Here is a 14,529-nt window from a genome sequence, read left to right as displayed (position 1 = left end):
TTGACAATAGTGTAACGAACTTTGTCCTTTATTTCAACCCTTTCCTTGCAAAACGTACCAGACTCCACTATACTGAAAGAAAAAGCACTGCACGGAGGGAAGTTTTATGGCATACACCGATGATTGGGAAAGTCTGATGAACGGCGTGTTCGGCCCGGGGGGCAGATTCAAGGCCGCCCCCGGCACTTCTGCACCCAAAACAGGCGGCAGCGCCGCCCTGCCTGACCTGAACGCGGCGCTTCTGGAACAGCAGAAACGGCTGGACGAGCTGTTGAAGCAGCAGAACGCCCAGCTCAGGACCCAGAGCGATGCCACCGCCGCCGCGCTGGAAAGCAGCCGCCAGATGCTGCGGGACATGGAGGACGAAGGCCTGCTGGCCAGGGGCACCACCGACGTGAAGCCGGAGCACCTGGGCAGCTTTGAAGGCCTTGCCGCCGAGGTCAAGCAGACGGTGCTGGGGCAGGATGCTTTTGTGGACAGCGTGGTGCGGGCCATGCGCCGCCCCTTTGTGCTTGGCACCGAAGCCCCCGCTGCCCGCAACGTCATTCTGCTCACAGGCGGGGCAGGCACAGGCAGGCATTTTGCACTGGAAGAAACCGCCCGCTGCATGGCGGCCCGGGGTCTTTTGCAGAGCGACAGGATCGCCACGCTGGATCTGGCCCTTTACCCCAATTCCGGAGCCGAGAAGCTCTTCCTGCAGGACCTCTACGCCGCCCTGCACGCACCCGGGGAGATCCTTGCCTTTGAGCACTACGAGAGCTGTTATCCCGGCTTTCTGAAGACCCTGTCTGATCTGGCCGTCAAGGGCAGCGCCCCCCTGTCCAGCCGGTATCTCGTGAACAAAGAGGGCATCCTTGTGGATGCAGGCACGGCGCTGGCCCCGGGAGCCGTCAGCCGTATCGACCCCTGCGGCAAATACCTCATCTTCTACTCCCACAAGGGCCGGGAGGCACTGGCTGACAAATTCGGTGCGGCGCTGGTGTCGGCACTGGGGGATGTCTGCGAGACGGCCTCCTACACCCGGGAGGATCTGGCCGCCCTTGCCGCACAGCAGCTCAACGGGCTGGCCCAGAAGATCCGCACCCGGCTGGGGCTGACCCTTTCCGCCGGGGCCGACGTGCGGGACTATGTCGCAGCTCAGTGCACCGCACAGAAGGGTGCGGCAGGCCTTTCCGCGTGCACTGACCGCATCTTCCGCGCCCTGAGCGAATACTGCCTGCGGACCGATGAAACCCTTACCGGCACCGTGACCCTGACCGCCGGGCCGGAAGGGGTGCTGTTCCGCCTGAACGACGACGCAGACCAGCCCCTGTTCGACCTGCTGCCCGCCGCCTACACCGGTGCGCTGGATGCCATCCGCGCCGAGATCAACGAGCTGGTGGGCCTTGCCCCGGTCAAGGAATATGTGTTCGGTCTGGCCGACAACCTGCAGGTGCAGCAGCGCCGGGCCGCCGCCGGGCTCAAGACTGCCAGCCTTTCGATGCACATGATCTTCACCGGAAACCCCGGCACCGGCAAGACCACCATTGCCCGGCTGGTGGCGAAATACCTGAAAGCCATCGGTGCCCTCAAGGGCGGCCAGTTGGTGGAGGTGACCCGTGCCGATCTGGTGGGCCGCTACACCGGCCACACCGCCCCCCTGACCAACAGCGTCATCGAGAGCGCCCTGGGCGGCGTGCTCTTCATTGACGAGGCATACAGCCTTTACCGCGGCGAACAGGACAGCTTCGGGCTGGAAGCCATCGACACGCTGGTGAAGGGGATGGAGGATCATCGGGATGAGCTGGTGGTCATTCTGGCAGGTTACACCAGGGAGATGGAGACCTTCCTCACCGCCAACAGCGGCCTTGCCAGCCGTTTTCCCAACCGGATCGAGTTCCCGGACTACACCGCCGTGGAGCTGCTGCAGATCACCCAGGTCCTTGCCAAAAACAAGGGCTACACCCTGGCCGAAGCCTGTACCGAACCCCTGCTGGGCTATTATGCCCGCTGGCAGACAGCCGATGCCCGCACCGCCGGCAATGGCCGCCTTGCCCGGAACACACTGGAAAAGGCCATCTTCCACCAGAGCCGCCGCCTTGTGGCCGAGCCCGCCGCTGCCCTGGATCTGATCCTGCCCAGTGATCTGGAATTGAAAGAACCGTAAACACGCAAAAAAGGACTGCTTTCGCAGTCCTTTTTTGTTATTGATGCTGTTCTGCCAGCCGGGCGGTCATCTCCCGCATTCCCTGCCGCACTTCGGGCGGGGCAACCACTTCTATCTTGCCGCCAAAGCCGCAGACCCAGCCATAGAACTGGTCACTGACGCAGATGGGGACATCGAAATGGAAGCAGCCATTCTCCTCGGGCAGGAACACGGGCGTTGCGCCAAAGCGCTCCCGCATGGCACCTTCCAGATCCGCGGTGCACTGCAGGGTAACGCGATGCTCCGGCCCGCCGTACATTCCAAAGTGCTTGCGCAGATAGGCAGGCAGGTCAAGATCCGCAAACTGCTCCTGACCCCGCCGGGGCGCATCCAGCACCCGGACCCCGCTCATCTTGTCCACCCGGTAATGGCGGATGCCCTTTTCATCGGCAAAGGCAATGAGGTAGTAACACCCGTTCTCCCAGGCCAACTGCCACGGGCTGACGGTCCTTTTCTCTTTCTCGCGGCTGTCGGCTTTTCTGTAGAGGAACTCCACCATTTTACCGTTGTTGATGGCCTCGTGCAGGGCATCGATGCTGTACAGCAGGCTCTTGCTGTCGGTCTTGGGACGGCCCTCCACATAGACCTGACGCTGCAGCTGGCTGCCCTCGTAGTTGGAGCAGAGCTTTTCCAGCTTGTGGATCAGCCGCCTGCTCGTGGTGCCGGATACCACCCGGCTTGCCTGCACGGCATCCACCAGCAGCTTGAGCTCCGCCAGATCAAAGGTGCGGCTGGCAAGGAAATACCCGCCGCCCCGGCCCCGGCGCAGCTTGATATCATAGCCCAGCGCACCCAGTGCCTCAATATCGCTGTACACGCTCTTGCGCTCACAGCGGATGCCCTGCGCCTCCAGCAGCTCCACCAGCTGCGGCACGTTCAGCAGGTGGTTTTCATCGGTCTGCTGCTCAAAAATGCGCAATAGCGCCAGCAGCTTGGATTTCTGGCCTTCCTGTTTGGGCATTCGGTACACCTCATTTTTTCGTGTTGTGCCAAGCCTCTCAGTCTCGCTTCCAGCTCTCCCCAGCAGGGGAGCCAGGAGAAACAGCAGTGCTGTGTGCTGAAAAGGTTACGGCGCTTTCTTATCAAACGCCGCGCGGCGCTGGGTGGACAGGCGGAACATCTCCTCCAGCTTTTCCCGGTCATCGGCCACAAGGGCGTTGCGCATCTCGTTCAGCGCCCCGCTGAACTGGTCGATCTCGGAGATGAGGTTTTCTTTGTTCCAGAGGAACAGCTCCGCCCACATCTTATCGTTGATGCGTGCAATGCGGGTCAGGTCCCGGAAAGAATCTCCGGTGTACTCGCACAGCGAGGTATTGTCGTTGGCGCACATCAGGCTGACGGCGATAGCATGGCAGAGCTGGCTGACATAGCCGATCATCCTGTCATGCTCCTGCACGGTCAGGGTGCAGATATGCTTGAAGCCCAGCACCTCGGCCAGCTCCCTGGCCCACTGAACGGCCTCCGGGGTGTTCTTTTCTGTGGGAGTCACGATGAAGTTGGCCGGGGCAAAATTCACCTCGGCGGCGTGCTCCACGCTGGAGGTCTCACGGCCCGCCATGGGGTGGCTGGCAATGAACTCCACACCCGGCCTGCACATAGCCTGAATGGGCTCCACCAGACCGGTCTTTACACCCGACACATCGGTAAAGATGCAACCCTCCTTCAGCAGGTTGCCGTAGGTCCGGAACCACTCGATCAGGGCCGTGGGGTACAAGCCAAAGATGATATGGTCGGCCTGACACACCAGATCCTCAAAATCGTGGGTCTTGCCGCTGGTGATATAGCCGTGGTCGAGGGCATACTGCAGATGGCCCTCGCTGCGGTTGATGCCGTCCACATGGAACCCGGCCCTGCTCAGCTCCAAGGCGTACTTGCCGCCCAGCAGGCCCAGGCCCACAATGAGATAACGCTTTGATTTATCCAACATGTTCCACCTCCGCGCCCAAAGGCTTGATGGCTTCCAGAAAATCCGGCCAGCTCTTGGCAACGGCCTCGGCTCCGCTGATGGGCAGGGCCAGCCCGGCGGCCAGCGCCAGCACCGCAAGGCTCATCACCACGCGGTGGTCGTTGTGGCCGGAAAGCGGCTGCTCCGGGGCATGGAGCGCGCCGGCACAGCCATGGATGGTAATGGTGCCGCCCTCGCTCTCCAGCTGCCCGCCGCAGGCCCGCAGCTCGGTCTCCATGGCCTCGATGCGGTCACTCTCCTTGATGCGGAGACGTTCGGCGTTGCGGATGACTGTGGTGCCCTCACACAGCAGGCCCAGCACCATCAGCACGGGGCCCAGGTCGGGGCAGTCGGCAAGGTCGATGTCCGTTCCGTGGAGCGGGGCCTTTTCAAACACCACGCCCTGCCCGGTGCGGGTGAATCTTGCACCGCACCGCCGGAGGATCTCCAGAATGGCGGCATCGCCCTGCAAGGTCTCCTCAGACAGGCCGGTGATGGCCACACCGCCGGTCACAGCGCCCAGCACGGCAGGAAAGGCCGCCTGGCTGTAATCGCCCTCCACGGTGTGATCACCGGGAAGATAGTGCTGCCCGCCGGGAATTTCCAGCGTGTTTTCATCCAGCCAGCGGCTCTCCACGCCAAAGGCGTGCTGCACCGCGCGGGTCATATCGATGTAGCTCCGGCTCTCCACAGGCGGGATGAGGTGCAGGGTGCTGGTGCCGCCCAGCAGGGGCAGGGCAAACAGCAGCCCGCTGATGAACTGGCTGGACACGTTGCCCGCCAGCTCGTATCCGCCCGGGGTCAGGGCACCTTCCACAGTCAGGCGGTCCGCGCCCTGCTCAAAACGCAGGCCCTGCTGCTGATACAGCGTTTTGTAGACCGACTGGGGCCGCTCCATCAGCCGCCCACGGCCTGTAAAAGTCACTTCCTGCCCGGTCAGGCTGGCCAGCGGGATGAGGAAGCGCAGGGTGCTGCCGCTCTCACAGCAGTCCACGGGGGCATCAACCGGCAGAAAGCGGCCCAGCCCCTCCACCACCGCGTCGTTTTCCCCGGTGGTGACACGGGCGCACAGCCGGGCCGCCGCACCCAGCGTGGCGGAGATATCCTTGCTGAAAGCAAGATGATGGAGATGGGAGGTTCCCTTTGCCAGCGCCGCGCAGAGCACCGCCCGGTGAGCCATGCTTTTGCTGGGCGGCGCGGCGATGTTGCCGCCCACCGTCCGGCTTGATTTTATCGTAATGTTCATCGTGTTACTTTACCTGGCTCGCCCTCTCCGTCAGCGCTTTGCGCTGCCACCTCTCCCAAAGGGCGAGGCCTTGGCAGTCCACCGCAAGGTCTGTGGTTTCGCCAGAGGCTCTCCCTTTGGGAGAGCTGGCAAAGCCGTCAGGCTTTGACTGAGAGGGTGAGGCCGTTCATCGTGTTACATATCCCGGCCAATGGCCCCTGCGACCTGACGGCACTTTGCCATAGCCTGTGCAAAGGCATCCGGGGTCAGGCACTGTGCGCCATCGCTCCATGCGTGGCGGGGATCATAGTGGACTTCCACCTCCAGACCGTCGGCACCGGCGGCCACAGCGGCGATCATCATCGGCTCAACCAGATTGGCCTTGCCGGTGGCGTGGCTGGGGTCCACGATGATGGGCAGATGGGTCTTTTCGTGGATGATGGGCACAGCAGAGAGGTCGAGGGTGTTGCGGGTGTACTTCTCAAAGGTGCGGATGCCCCGCTCGCAGAGAATGACCTGCTCGTTGCCGCCGGCCATGATATACTCTGCGGACATGATCCACTCCTCGATGGTGTTGCACAGGCCGCGCTTGAGCAGAACAGGCTTGTGCATCTTACCCACGGCCTTGAGCAGCTGGAAATTCTGCATGTTGCGGGCACCGATCTGTACCACGTCCACATATTCCTCAAACTCCGGGATCCGGTCCTCGCTCATCAGCTCGGACACGATGGGCATTCCGGTGGCCTCCCGTGCCTTGACCATATCGAGGATGCCCTCGGTCTCCAGACCCTGGAAGGAGTAGGGAGAGGTGCGGGGCTTATAAGCGCCGCCGCGGAACAGGCTTGCACCGCCCGCCTTTACGCCGTTGGCAATGCGCAGTGCCTGCTCTTCCCCCTCGATGCTGCAGGGGCCTGCCATCACGGCGATCTTCTCGCCCCTGCCGATCTTCACGCCGCCGCAGTCGATGATGGAATCGGCGGGGTGGAACAGGCGGTTGGCTCGCTTATAGGGAGCGGACACGCGGGTGACGTTGTCGATCCAGGGGTTGGCCAGCACGTCACGCTCATCGATCTTGGTGGTATCGCCCACCAGACCGAACACATTGTAATCCTTGCCGGTGATCAGGGTCACATCCAGGCCCTGCTTCTCGAATTTGTCTACGATCTTTTCCAGCTCTTCCTTGGGGGTGCCTTTTTTGGTCGAAATGATCATCTTGTTTCTTTTCCCTTCTGTTTTGTCTCTATGCTTTCCGTTTTGCTGCACAGCCTGCCCTACTTGCCAAGGGCTCCCCCTTCGGGGGAGCTGGCGAGCGAATGCGAGACTGAGAGGGTTGTTACTGCACCAGGTGCGTCTGCGCGCCGCCATCCAGCCGGAGCAGCTGCACAAGGTAGGCGCAGGCATGGAGATATCCGCTGACCCCCTCGCCTGCAAAGCGGCCCTGACAGCCAAAGGAGACCACATCCACGCTGCGGAAGGGCTCCTTGCCGCTGGGGTCGGCCAGCATCACTTCCACGGCGGGCACGCCGCACACCTGCAGCGCTTCCAGAATGGCCACGCTGTAATAAGCGTAGCCGCCCGGGTTGAGGATGATGCCATCGGCCCGGCCTGCCGCCGACTGGATCTCATCGATGAGGTCACCCTCGTGGTTGGACTGAAAAAAGTCCACCTGAACATCCATCTGGGCACAGCCCGCCTCGATATAATCCAGCAGTGTATTGAAATCGATCTGCCCCTCCATGCCCGGCTCCGTGAACTGGGTCAGGTTGAGGTTGGGACCGTTAATGACTAAAAATTTCATCCAGCGCCTCCATTGCCGCCGTCACGGCATCCGCAGGGGTGGTCTTGTTGGGGATCACAGCATCCGCTACCGCCAGATAGAGCGGACGGCGCTGGGCTTCCATGGTTTTCAGGGCCTCAGGGCTGGTGGAAAGGGGCCTTCCGCCGCCCACCAGCAGATCTTCCAGCGGCCGGTCGATAAAGAGCACGATGCCGTTGGCGTGGAGCGCCCGGAGGTTTGCCGGGTCTTTGATCACGCCGCCGCCGCAGGAGATGACCTGCCGGTTCTCCCTGGCAAAGCGGGCGGTCTGCGCGGCCTCCAGCTTCCGGAAGCCTGCCTCCCCCTCAGCGGCAAAGATGTCCGGGATGCTCCGGCCGTCGGCCTTGACGATCTCCTCGTCCAGATCCACGAACCGCTTGCCCAGCCGTTCCGCCAGAGCGCGGCCCAGGGTGGATTTGCCCGAGGAGGGCATCCCGATGAGGGCAATGTTCAGCTGTTCCCGCCGCAGTTCGCTGGTCACACGGGCGATCTCGGCACCGGCATCCTCAAACTTGCGGTCGAGGAAAAATTCTGCCGCGTACACTGCCTGCGCCACCAGCATTTCCAGGCCACCGACGGCAACGGGCACCCCCAGCTCCTCGGCCCGGAGGATGAGCTCGGTCTTATCGGGATTATAGATGACATCGATCACGGCTTCCAGCCCGGGCATGGAGGTGATATCCAGGGCGCTCACGCCCACATTGGGGTACATGCCCACCGGCGTGGTGTTGATGATGATCTGCGCCCCGGTGGTCAGGGCCTGAGCATAAGTCAGCTCTCCCTTTTCGGGGTCTGGATGGCGGCTGACGGTATAGATCTGTTTCGCGCCCCGGTCATGGGCCACGGCCCATGTGGTGTTGTGGGTGCCGCCGGTGCCCAGAATGAGCACAGTCCTGTCCTTGAACTCCACCCCGTGTGCATCGCACAGATAGGAGAAGCCGGGGTAATCGGTGTTGTAGCCGTAGAGCAGGCCGTTCCTGTTGACGATGGTGTTCACGGCGTTGATGGCCTTGGCGTGGGGGTCGATGTAGGAGCAGTACTCCATGACCACCAGCTTATAGGGGATGGTGACATTGATGGCCCTGAACTGCCGCCGGGTCAGAAAGGCCCGGACTTCCTCTTCCGTGGGCAGGGGGCACAGGTCGTACCGGTAGCCGCAGAGCATCTCGTGGATGACCTTGGAGTAGGAGTGGCCCAGCCGCCCGCCGATGAGTCCGTATTCCATTTACAGCACCTCCTTGCGGTAGCCGGTGGGGTCCTCCATCCAGGCCATGCCGTATTTTGCGGTGAGCAGGTCGCCCACGGCCAGCGCGGCGGCGCAGGTCTGCACAATGGCGGCCCGGGGCACGATGCAGGGGTCGTGGCGGCCCTGAATGGACAGCTCCGCGTCCTTCTTTGCGATATAATCCACCGTGTCCTGCGTTTTGTAGATGCTGGGGGTAGGCTTGACCGCCGTGCGGAACACCACGGGCATTCCGTTGGAGATGCCGCCGTTCAGGCCCGCATTGTGGTTGGTGGCGGTGACGATGCGCTCCCCCTGCATCCGGAAGGCATCGTTGGCCTCCGAGCCCTTCTGGTCCGCAAAGCCGAAGCCGGAACCGAACTCGATGCCCTTGACCGCCGGGATGGAGAAGGCCAGGTGAGCGAGCTTGCTCTCCACGCTGTCGAAATAGGGTTCACCCACGCCTGCGGGCAGGCCCAGAATGGCGGTCTCCAGCACGCCGCCCACACTGTCGCCCTCGGCACCGGCGGCACGGATGGCAGCTTTCATGGGTTCCTCCACACTGCCGTCCAGCAGGGCAAAGCCCTCGGACTTGTTCAGCAGTTCCTCGGCCTGCGCCGCCAGCGCGGCGGGATCATCCAGCGCAAAGGGGGCATCACTGATCCCGGCACACCGCCCGATGTGAGTCACGATCTCGATTCCGGCCCGGTTCAGGGCTCCCAGCACCAGAGCGCCGCCCGCCACCAGCGCGGCGGTGACGCGGCCCGAAAAGTGGCCGCCGCCCCGGGCATCCTGATAGCCGTGGTACTTGGCGTAGGCCGTGTAATCCGCATGGCCGGGCCGCAGCAGGTCAGCCGTTTTGGCATAGTCGCCGCTGCGGGTGTTCTGGTTTTCGATCATCAGGGCAATGGCGGTGCCGGTGGTGCGGCTGTTGACCACGCCGGATAAAAACTGCACCGCATCCCCCTCCACACGGGGGGTGGAAAGGCCGTCGCCCCGGGCACGGCGCTTATCCATGCAGGCAGCAAGAAAGGCTTCGTCCACAGGCACGCCCGCCGCCATGCCGTCCAGCACCGCACCGACAGCCCTGCCGTGGCTCTCGCCAAAAATGGTCAGCGAAAGGTCGCTGCCAAAGGTGTTTTTCATGGCTTACTCCTCCACACCCAGCAGGGGGCGCAGGCCCTCCACGGGGATGGTCTCGGCCCGCCAGCAGCCCAGACCCGGCACCTTGATCACCGTGATCTGGCCGCCCTGGGCCTTTTTATCGTGCAGCATCTCGGCCAGCACCTTTTCCTTGTTATAGGTGGTGCGGGTGGGCAGGCCGATGCGGCGGTAGACCGCCCGCACCCGCTTCTGCAGCGCCTTGGATTCGATCATGGGCAGCATCCCCAGCGCCACGCACTCGCCATGGAACAGGCCCACGGTGCGGCGGCCCTTGATGCCCTTGACAGCCTCGATGCCGTGGCCGATGGTGTGGCCGAAGTTCAGGGCCTTGCGCATCCCACGCTCGGTCTCATCCTGCTCCACAACGTTCTTCTTGAACCGCAGGCTGCGGTAGATGATCTCGCTGATCTGGGTATCGATATCGCCTTTTTCAAAGATGGCAAACAGCTCAGGGTCCGCCAGCAGGCCCGCCTTGACCGCCTCCGCCAGGCCGTTGATGTAGTGGCGGCGGGGCAGGGTGGAAAGGGTGGCCGGGTCCACGATGACCAGCTTGGGCTGCCAGAACGCGCCCACGATGTTTTTGGTATCGCCCAGATCCACAGCGGTCTTGCCGCCGATGGAGGAATCGATCATGGAAAGGGTGGTGGTGGGGCAGTTGATAAAATCGATGCCCCGCATGTAGATGGCAGCGGCAAATCCGGCCAGATCACCGACCACGCCGCCGCCCACGGCCACCACCAAGTCGCCGCGGCCCATGTTGAACTCCAGCATCTGCCGGAGCACCGTTTCCAGGACCTTGAAGCTCTTGCTGGCCTCGCCCTGCGGCACCGTGATGATGGTGGATTCCCGGCACTGGTCGGCCACGCGCTGAGCATACTCGGCAGGCACGCCGCTGTCGGTGACAACGGCCACCTTGCGGTCCAGCCGGGCAAACTGGTACAGATTTTCCAGTGCACCGTTTTTCAGGATGATATCATAACTGCGCTCGCCCAGATTCATGGTGAGCTTTGTCCCGATGAAATCGCTCATTTCGTATACACTCCTAACAGCCGTACCGTGCGGCAGACATGATTCAGCTCGCGCAGCAGCGCGGCGGTCTTTTCGGCGGCGGGGTCTCCCACCAGCTCGACATAAAAATAATAATCAAAGGGGACGTGGGGCAGCGGGCGGCTCTTGATGGACTCCATATCGTAGCCGCTGGCACCGATGACCTGAATGACCTCGGCCAGCTTGCCGGGCTTGTTGTCCAGCGTGAACAGCAGGGAGAACCGGTTGCCCGCCGTGGGCTTTTCGCGGCTGAGGACGATGAAGCGGGTGGTGTTGTCGCCATCGGTGTTGATGCTGGGCACCAGCACCTCCAGCCCGTACAGGGCGGCCGTTTCCACGCTGGCAATGGCCGCCTTGGTCCGGTCGCCGCTCTCCGCCACAAACTTTGCCGCCATGGCCGTGTTGGGCATGGCCGTGGCAGGCAGGCCGAACTGCTTCAGGAAGGTCTCGCTCTGGGCAATGGCCTGCTGGTGGCTGTACACACGGGTCAGGTCGGAAAGCTGGGTACCGGGCAGCACCAGCAGGTTCTGGGAGATGGGCAGGTCGTAGACATCCACCACCCACAGATCCGGGTGGTTGTAGCACAGATCCAACACAGCGGAAACATCGCCTGCGTGGCTGTTTTCAAAGGGCACCACGCCGTGGGCGGCATCGCCCTTCTCCACGGCATCGAACACCTCATCCCAGGTGGGGCAGCTCACGGCCTCGGCATGGGGAAAGAGCGCCCGGAGCGCGATGTGGGCAAAAGCACCTTCCACGCCCTGATAGGCGGCGCGGTTGCGGCCCAGCACCTCGGCCTCGTACTGCTTGGCCACGTCCATCATGTTCTGCACATGGTCCCGGTAATAGGGGCGCAGGGCCGGGTCCCCGATCCGCGCTTCGGCCTTGTCCAGCACCACCTTTTCGCGGGCGGCATCAAAGATGGGCAGGCCGTGGGCCTTTTTGTATTCCGCCACGCTGAGCACCGCCTTCATCCGCCGCTCAAACAGGGCAGCCAGCTGGGCATCCACCGTGTCGATCTCCCGGCGGGCCTGTTCCAGTGCGTCCATCATTCCACATCCTTTGCATTTCGTGATACTGGATTAGTATACCATAACTCGGACACGGAAACAACAAAGGGCGCACGGTTTCAGGGTGGACAACTTTTCAACTAGCACCTGTAAAAAGCGAATAGAATTGAAGAGGTGCCGCCCGTGGCAGCACCTCTTCAGCGTTTCAGATCTTCCCGGCTTCGCGCCGTTCCATAGTATCTCCCATAGGGGTTTTCCAGCTCAGCGGCACGGGGCGGAACAGCCGCGGCAGGCGGTTCCGGCGCGGGGGCCGGGCGGCGGGGCGCGCCTTTTTCCCGGCGCAGGATACGAAACCGCATCGGCTCACCTCTCCGCTTCCACGGTGGAGACTGCCCCGGCGGTCAGTGCCTGCCAGAGCTCCTCGCCTCCCGCAAGGTTCTCCTCGGTGCCGGTGTTCCAGGCTCCGCGCATCCCGACGTAGAAATCCGCAAGATAGGTCTGGCTGTCGCCGCCCTGGGCGTGGGTGGTGTCGGCGCGGTACTCGCCCAGGTCCAGCCCGGTCAGCACCGGGCAGTCCGTCCAGCGGTAGACCATGTTCCACCAGTCGCTGTCGCTTCCGGCTTCGGGCAGGGTGCCGTCCAGATACCGCAGGGAGCCGGTGCTCTCCTGAAAGCCTGCCGGGTCATACAGCAGGAACACCGAACTCAGGCCGCCCGCCACATCTGTGGCCAGCTTGGTGGTGCCCGCCATGGTCAGGTAGGCATCGCTCTCGGTCTGGGTATCCCCGGCAGAATAATCCAGCGTGTAGACATTCAGGGTCACGACCGTTTTGCCGTCGCCGTTCAGGTCCTCGCCGTACCGGGCCAGCTGCTCCTGCAGGGCGGTCACGGTGTCATCCGGCAGGTAGTAGGGGGCCACCGCTGCCACATTATAATCGGGCTTGGTGGTAAAGAAATACTGCCCGATGAAGCTGTAAGCCACAAAGGCCGCTGCAATGCCGATCAGGAGGACCCACTTGAGGTTATAATCCCACCAGTTGGCCCAGCGCTCTTTGCGGGTATACTGTTTTTCCGCCCGCGGGGCAAGGTCTGCGGGGTCGATGTCCCGCTCGTAACGATAGCTTGCCATAGTTCTCCTTACAGTTGGGCCAGAATGGTCTGGCGCACGGCATCGGGCAGCTGCTTCTGTTCCGCCTTGCTCATGCCTGCGGTCTGGATGGCGGGCAGGATGCGCACCCGGATATCGCCGGGCGTGGCCCGCAGGCCGTGGCCCTCAAACAGGCCCCGCGCACCGGAGATGGCCACCGGCACCACGGGCACCCCCGTCTTGATGGCAATGCGGAAGGCACCGGCCTTGAACTCGCCCGCGCCGCCCTCTTCGCCCTTGTAGCGGGTGCCCTCGGGGAAGATGACGAAGCTCCGGCCGCTCTCCACGATGGCGGTGGCATCGTTCAGGGCCTTGACGGAAGCGCGGATGTCATCCCGCTTGACGAACACACAGCCCAGCAGCTTCATCCAGCGGTTGAGCAGGGGGATCTTTTCCAGCTCCTCCTTTGCCAGAATGCCGTGGGGCGCGTCCAGCGCGGTCAGCAGGATGGGGATATCATAGTAGCTGCGGTGGTTGCCCACGAACACGCAGGGCCCCGCCGGGATATTCTTCTGCCCTTCCACCGTCATCCGGGCCCCCGTAACACGCAGGATGCCCCGGCTCCAACGGGGGATGTTGGCCTTGACGATCTGCTCCACCGTGTCCAGATCCCCGGCAGCCAGGGCACGCTCGGCCCGGCGCAGGGTGGCATAGTGCACGATCATATAGCCAAACAGATAAACGAATAACGCAATGGTGCGTAAAATGCTCAAATTCCTTTCCTCCTTCCGGCCAAAAAGGCCAGTATCATTGTAACATACTTTGGGACAAAATGGGAGAGAACACACTTTTTTTACAAATACGTGCTTTTTAGCTTGCAAAATCCACAAAATCCGGGTATATTTATAAGCAGAAAGGTAGCACAATGGCATTGCTGCCCATTACAAAAGAGAGGTATTCCGGAACAAATGGGTTTATTTCCTTCTTCTAAAGATTTCAAGGACGGGCCGGGCGTTGAAAAGGACACGCCCCGCAAAACGGGCGTAGGCCGCTTTTTTGAGCTGGTGGGCCGCGATATGAGCGGCATGTTCCTTGCAAACCTGCTCACCTGCATCGGCTTTCTGCCGGTGATCTGCCTGGTGTACATCGGCTTCCTGATGAACAACCTGACCGTGATGATCGTCAGCGCCATTGCGGGCGGCATCCTTGCAGGCCCCGCGCTGGCCGGCATGTATGATACGGTGCTGCGCGCCCTGCGTGACGAGGCCGGTTACTGGTGGACGACTTACCGCCGGGCCTTCCGGCAGAACTTCAAGGCCAGCATCCTGCCCGGCATCCTGTACTGCGTGGTCGTCACAGTGCAGATCTTCCTGGTCTATTTCTGCTTCAACATGCTGTACCACGGCACCAACGTGGGCGTTCCCATGTGGGTGGCCACGGTGCTGAACCTTGTGCTGTTCCACATGCTGTTTTCCTACATGTGGCCCCAGATCGTGCTGCTGGATCAGCCCCTGCGCCTGACGCTGAAAAACAGCCTGAACTGCATGATCGCGTTCCTGCCCCACGCGCTGGCCGCAGCGCTGGTCACCATCCTGTTCTGGGGCCTGGTGATCCTGTGCATGCCGCTGGGCCTGCTGCTGATGCTGGTGTTCGGCTTCTGGTTCCAGTGCGAGATCTGCTGCCAGATCGTCTACGGCGACCTGAACCGGGTGTTCCACATTGAGGAGAGCATCCAGAAGCTCCACGATGCCCAGCTGGAAAAGGAGCTGCGCGCCGAGCGCGGCCAGGACACCCCCGAAGAATAACACTGCGCCGTCCACAGCGCGCAA

Annotated in this window: 14 protein-coding genes; 2 read left to right on the top strand and 12 right to left on the bottom strand. The window is 62.4% G+C overall.

Annotated elements, in window-relative coordinates:
- Window positions 1-106: 106 nt before the first annotated feature.
- Window positions 107-2,146 carry an AAA family ATPase gene (locus J3353_RS05180; RefSeq protein WP_207684318.1) on the top strand — a complete coding sequence of 680 codons (2,040 nt, stop codon included), beginning with the start codon at window positions 107-109 and terminating at the stop codon, window positions 2,144-2,146.
- A 37-nt stretch (window positions 2,147-2,183) separates the two neighbouring features.
- On the opposite strand, the gene J3353_RS05175 is transcribed toward J3353_RS05180, so the two are convergent.
- The 12 genes from J3353_RS05175 to J3353_RS05120 all read right to left on the bottom strand — a co-directional run bounded on the left by J3353_RS05175 (window position 2,184) and on the right by J3353_RS05120 (window position 13,473).
- Entirely contained in the window at window positions 2,184-3,146 is a 963-nt protein-coding gene (locus J3353_RS05175; protein ID WP_207684317.1) for a YafY family protein, read from the bottom strand.
- 105 nt (window positions 3,147-3,251) lie between these two features.
- Entirely contained in the window at window positions 3,252-4,112 is an 861-nt protein-coding gene (locus tag J3353_RS05170) for a prephenate dehydrogenase (RefSeq protein WP_156062382.1), read from the bottom strand.
- Window positions 4,102-5,376, bottom strand: a complete 1,275-nt coding sequence (aroA, locus tag J3353_RS05165) for a 3-phosphoshikimate 1-carboxyvinyltransferase (RefSeq protein WP_156062383.1) — start codon at window positions 5,374-5,376, stop codon at window positions 4,102-4,104. The genes J3353_RS05170 and aroA overlap by 11 nt, the downstream gene beginning before the upstream one ends.
- Before the next feature lie 174 nt (window positions 5,377-5,550).
- Entirely contained in the window at window positions 5,551-6,567 is a 1,017-nt protein-coding gene (gene aroF, locus J3353_RS05160; RefSeq protein ID WP_207684316.1) for a 3-deoxy-7-phosphoheptulonate synthase, read from the bottom strand.
- 121 nt (window positions 6,568-6,688) lie between these two features.
- Window positions 6,689-7,153: a type II 3-dehydroquinate dehydratase gene (locus tag J3353_RS05155; RefSeq protein ID WP_005928431.1), complete on the bottom strand. Its 465-nt coding sequence runs from the start codon at window positions 7,151-7,153 to the stop codon at window positions 6,689-6,691.
- A complete protein-coding gene (locus J3353_RS05150) occupies window positions 7,134-8,396 on the bottom strand; it encodes a shikimate kinase (protein WP_207684315.1) in 1,263 nt (420 codons plus the stop codon). Before J3353_RS05150 ends, J3353_RS05155 begins: the two co-directional genes overlap by 20 nt.
- A complete protein-coding gene (gene aroC / locus J3353_RS05145) occupies window positions 8,397-9,539 on the bottom strand; it encodes a chorismate synthase (RefSeq protein ID WP_207684314.1) in 1,143 nt (380 codons plus the stop codon).
- A gap of 3 nt (window positions 9,540-9,542) precedes the next feature.
- Window positions 9,543-10,586: a 3-dehydroquinate synthase gene (gene aroB, locus J3353_RS05140; protein WP_117505689.1), complete on the bottom strand. Its 1,044-nt coding sequence runs from the start codon at window positions 10,584-10,586 to the stop codon at window positions 9,543-9,545.
- Complete coding sequence (locus tag J3353_RS05135; protein WP_207684333.1) at window positions 10,583-11,653, bottom strand: chorismate mutase; 1,071 nt, start codon at window positions 11,651-11,653, stop codon at window positions 10,583-10,585. Before J3353_RS05135 ends, aroB begins: the two co-directional genes overlap by 4 nt.
- Window positions 11,654-11,811: 158 nt before the next feature.
- Window positions 11,812-11,973: a hypothetical protein gene (locus J3353_RS05130; protein WP_181967289.1), complete on the bottom strand. Its 162-nt coding sequence runs from the start codon at window positions 11,971-11,973 to the stop codon at window positions 11,812-11,814.
- 4 nt (window positions 11,974-11,977) lie between these two features.
- Window positions 11,978-12,742, bottom strand: a complete 765-nt coding sequence (locus J3353_RS05125) for a hypothetical protein (protein WP_156066348.1) — start codon at window positions 12,740-12,742, stop codon at window positions 11,978-11,980.
- Between the two features lie 8 nt (window positions 12,743-12,750).
- Window positions 12,751-13,473 (bottom strand): 1-acyl-sn-glycerol-3-phosphate acyltransferase, encoded by a 723-nt coding sequence (locus tag J3353_RS05120; protein ID WP_154276838.1) that lies wholly within the window; start codon window positions 13,471-13,473, stop codon window positions 12,751-12,753.
- A gap of 195 nt (window positions 13,474-13,668) precedes the next feature.
- Between J3353_RS05120 and J3353_RS05115 the strand changes: the two genes are divergently transcribed.
- Window positions 13,669-14,505 carry a DUF624 domain-containing protein gene (locus J3353_RS05115; RefSeq protein WP_117534582.1) on the top strand — a complete coding sequence of 279 codons (837 nt, stop codon included), beginning with the start codon at window positions 13,669-13,671 and terminating at the stop codon, window positions 14,503-14,505.
- The last annotated feature ends 24 nt before the right edge of the window (window positions 14,506-14,529 follow it).

Source organism: Faecalibacterium sp. Marseille-Q4137 (genome assembly GCF_017377535.1).
In the GTDB taxonomy this organism is placed as follows: Bacteria; Bacillota; Clostridia; order Oscillospirales; family Ruminococcaceae; genus Faecalibacterium; species Faecalibacterium duncaniae.
Note: the sequence above shows the minus strand (reverse complement) of the source record. Positions and strands in the feature narration are given on the sequence as shown.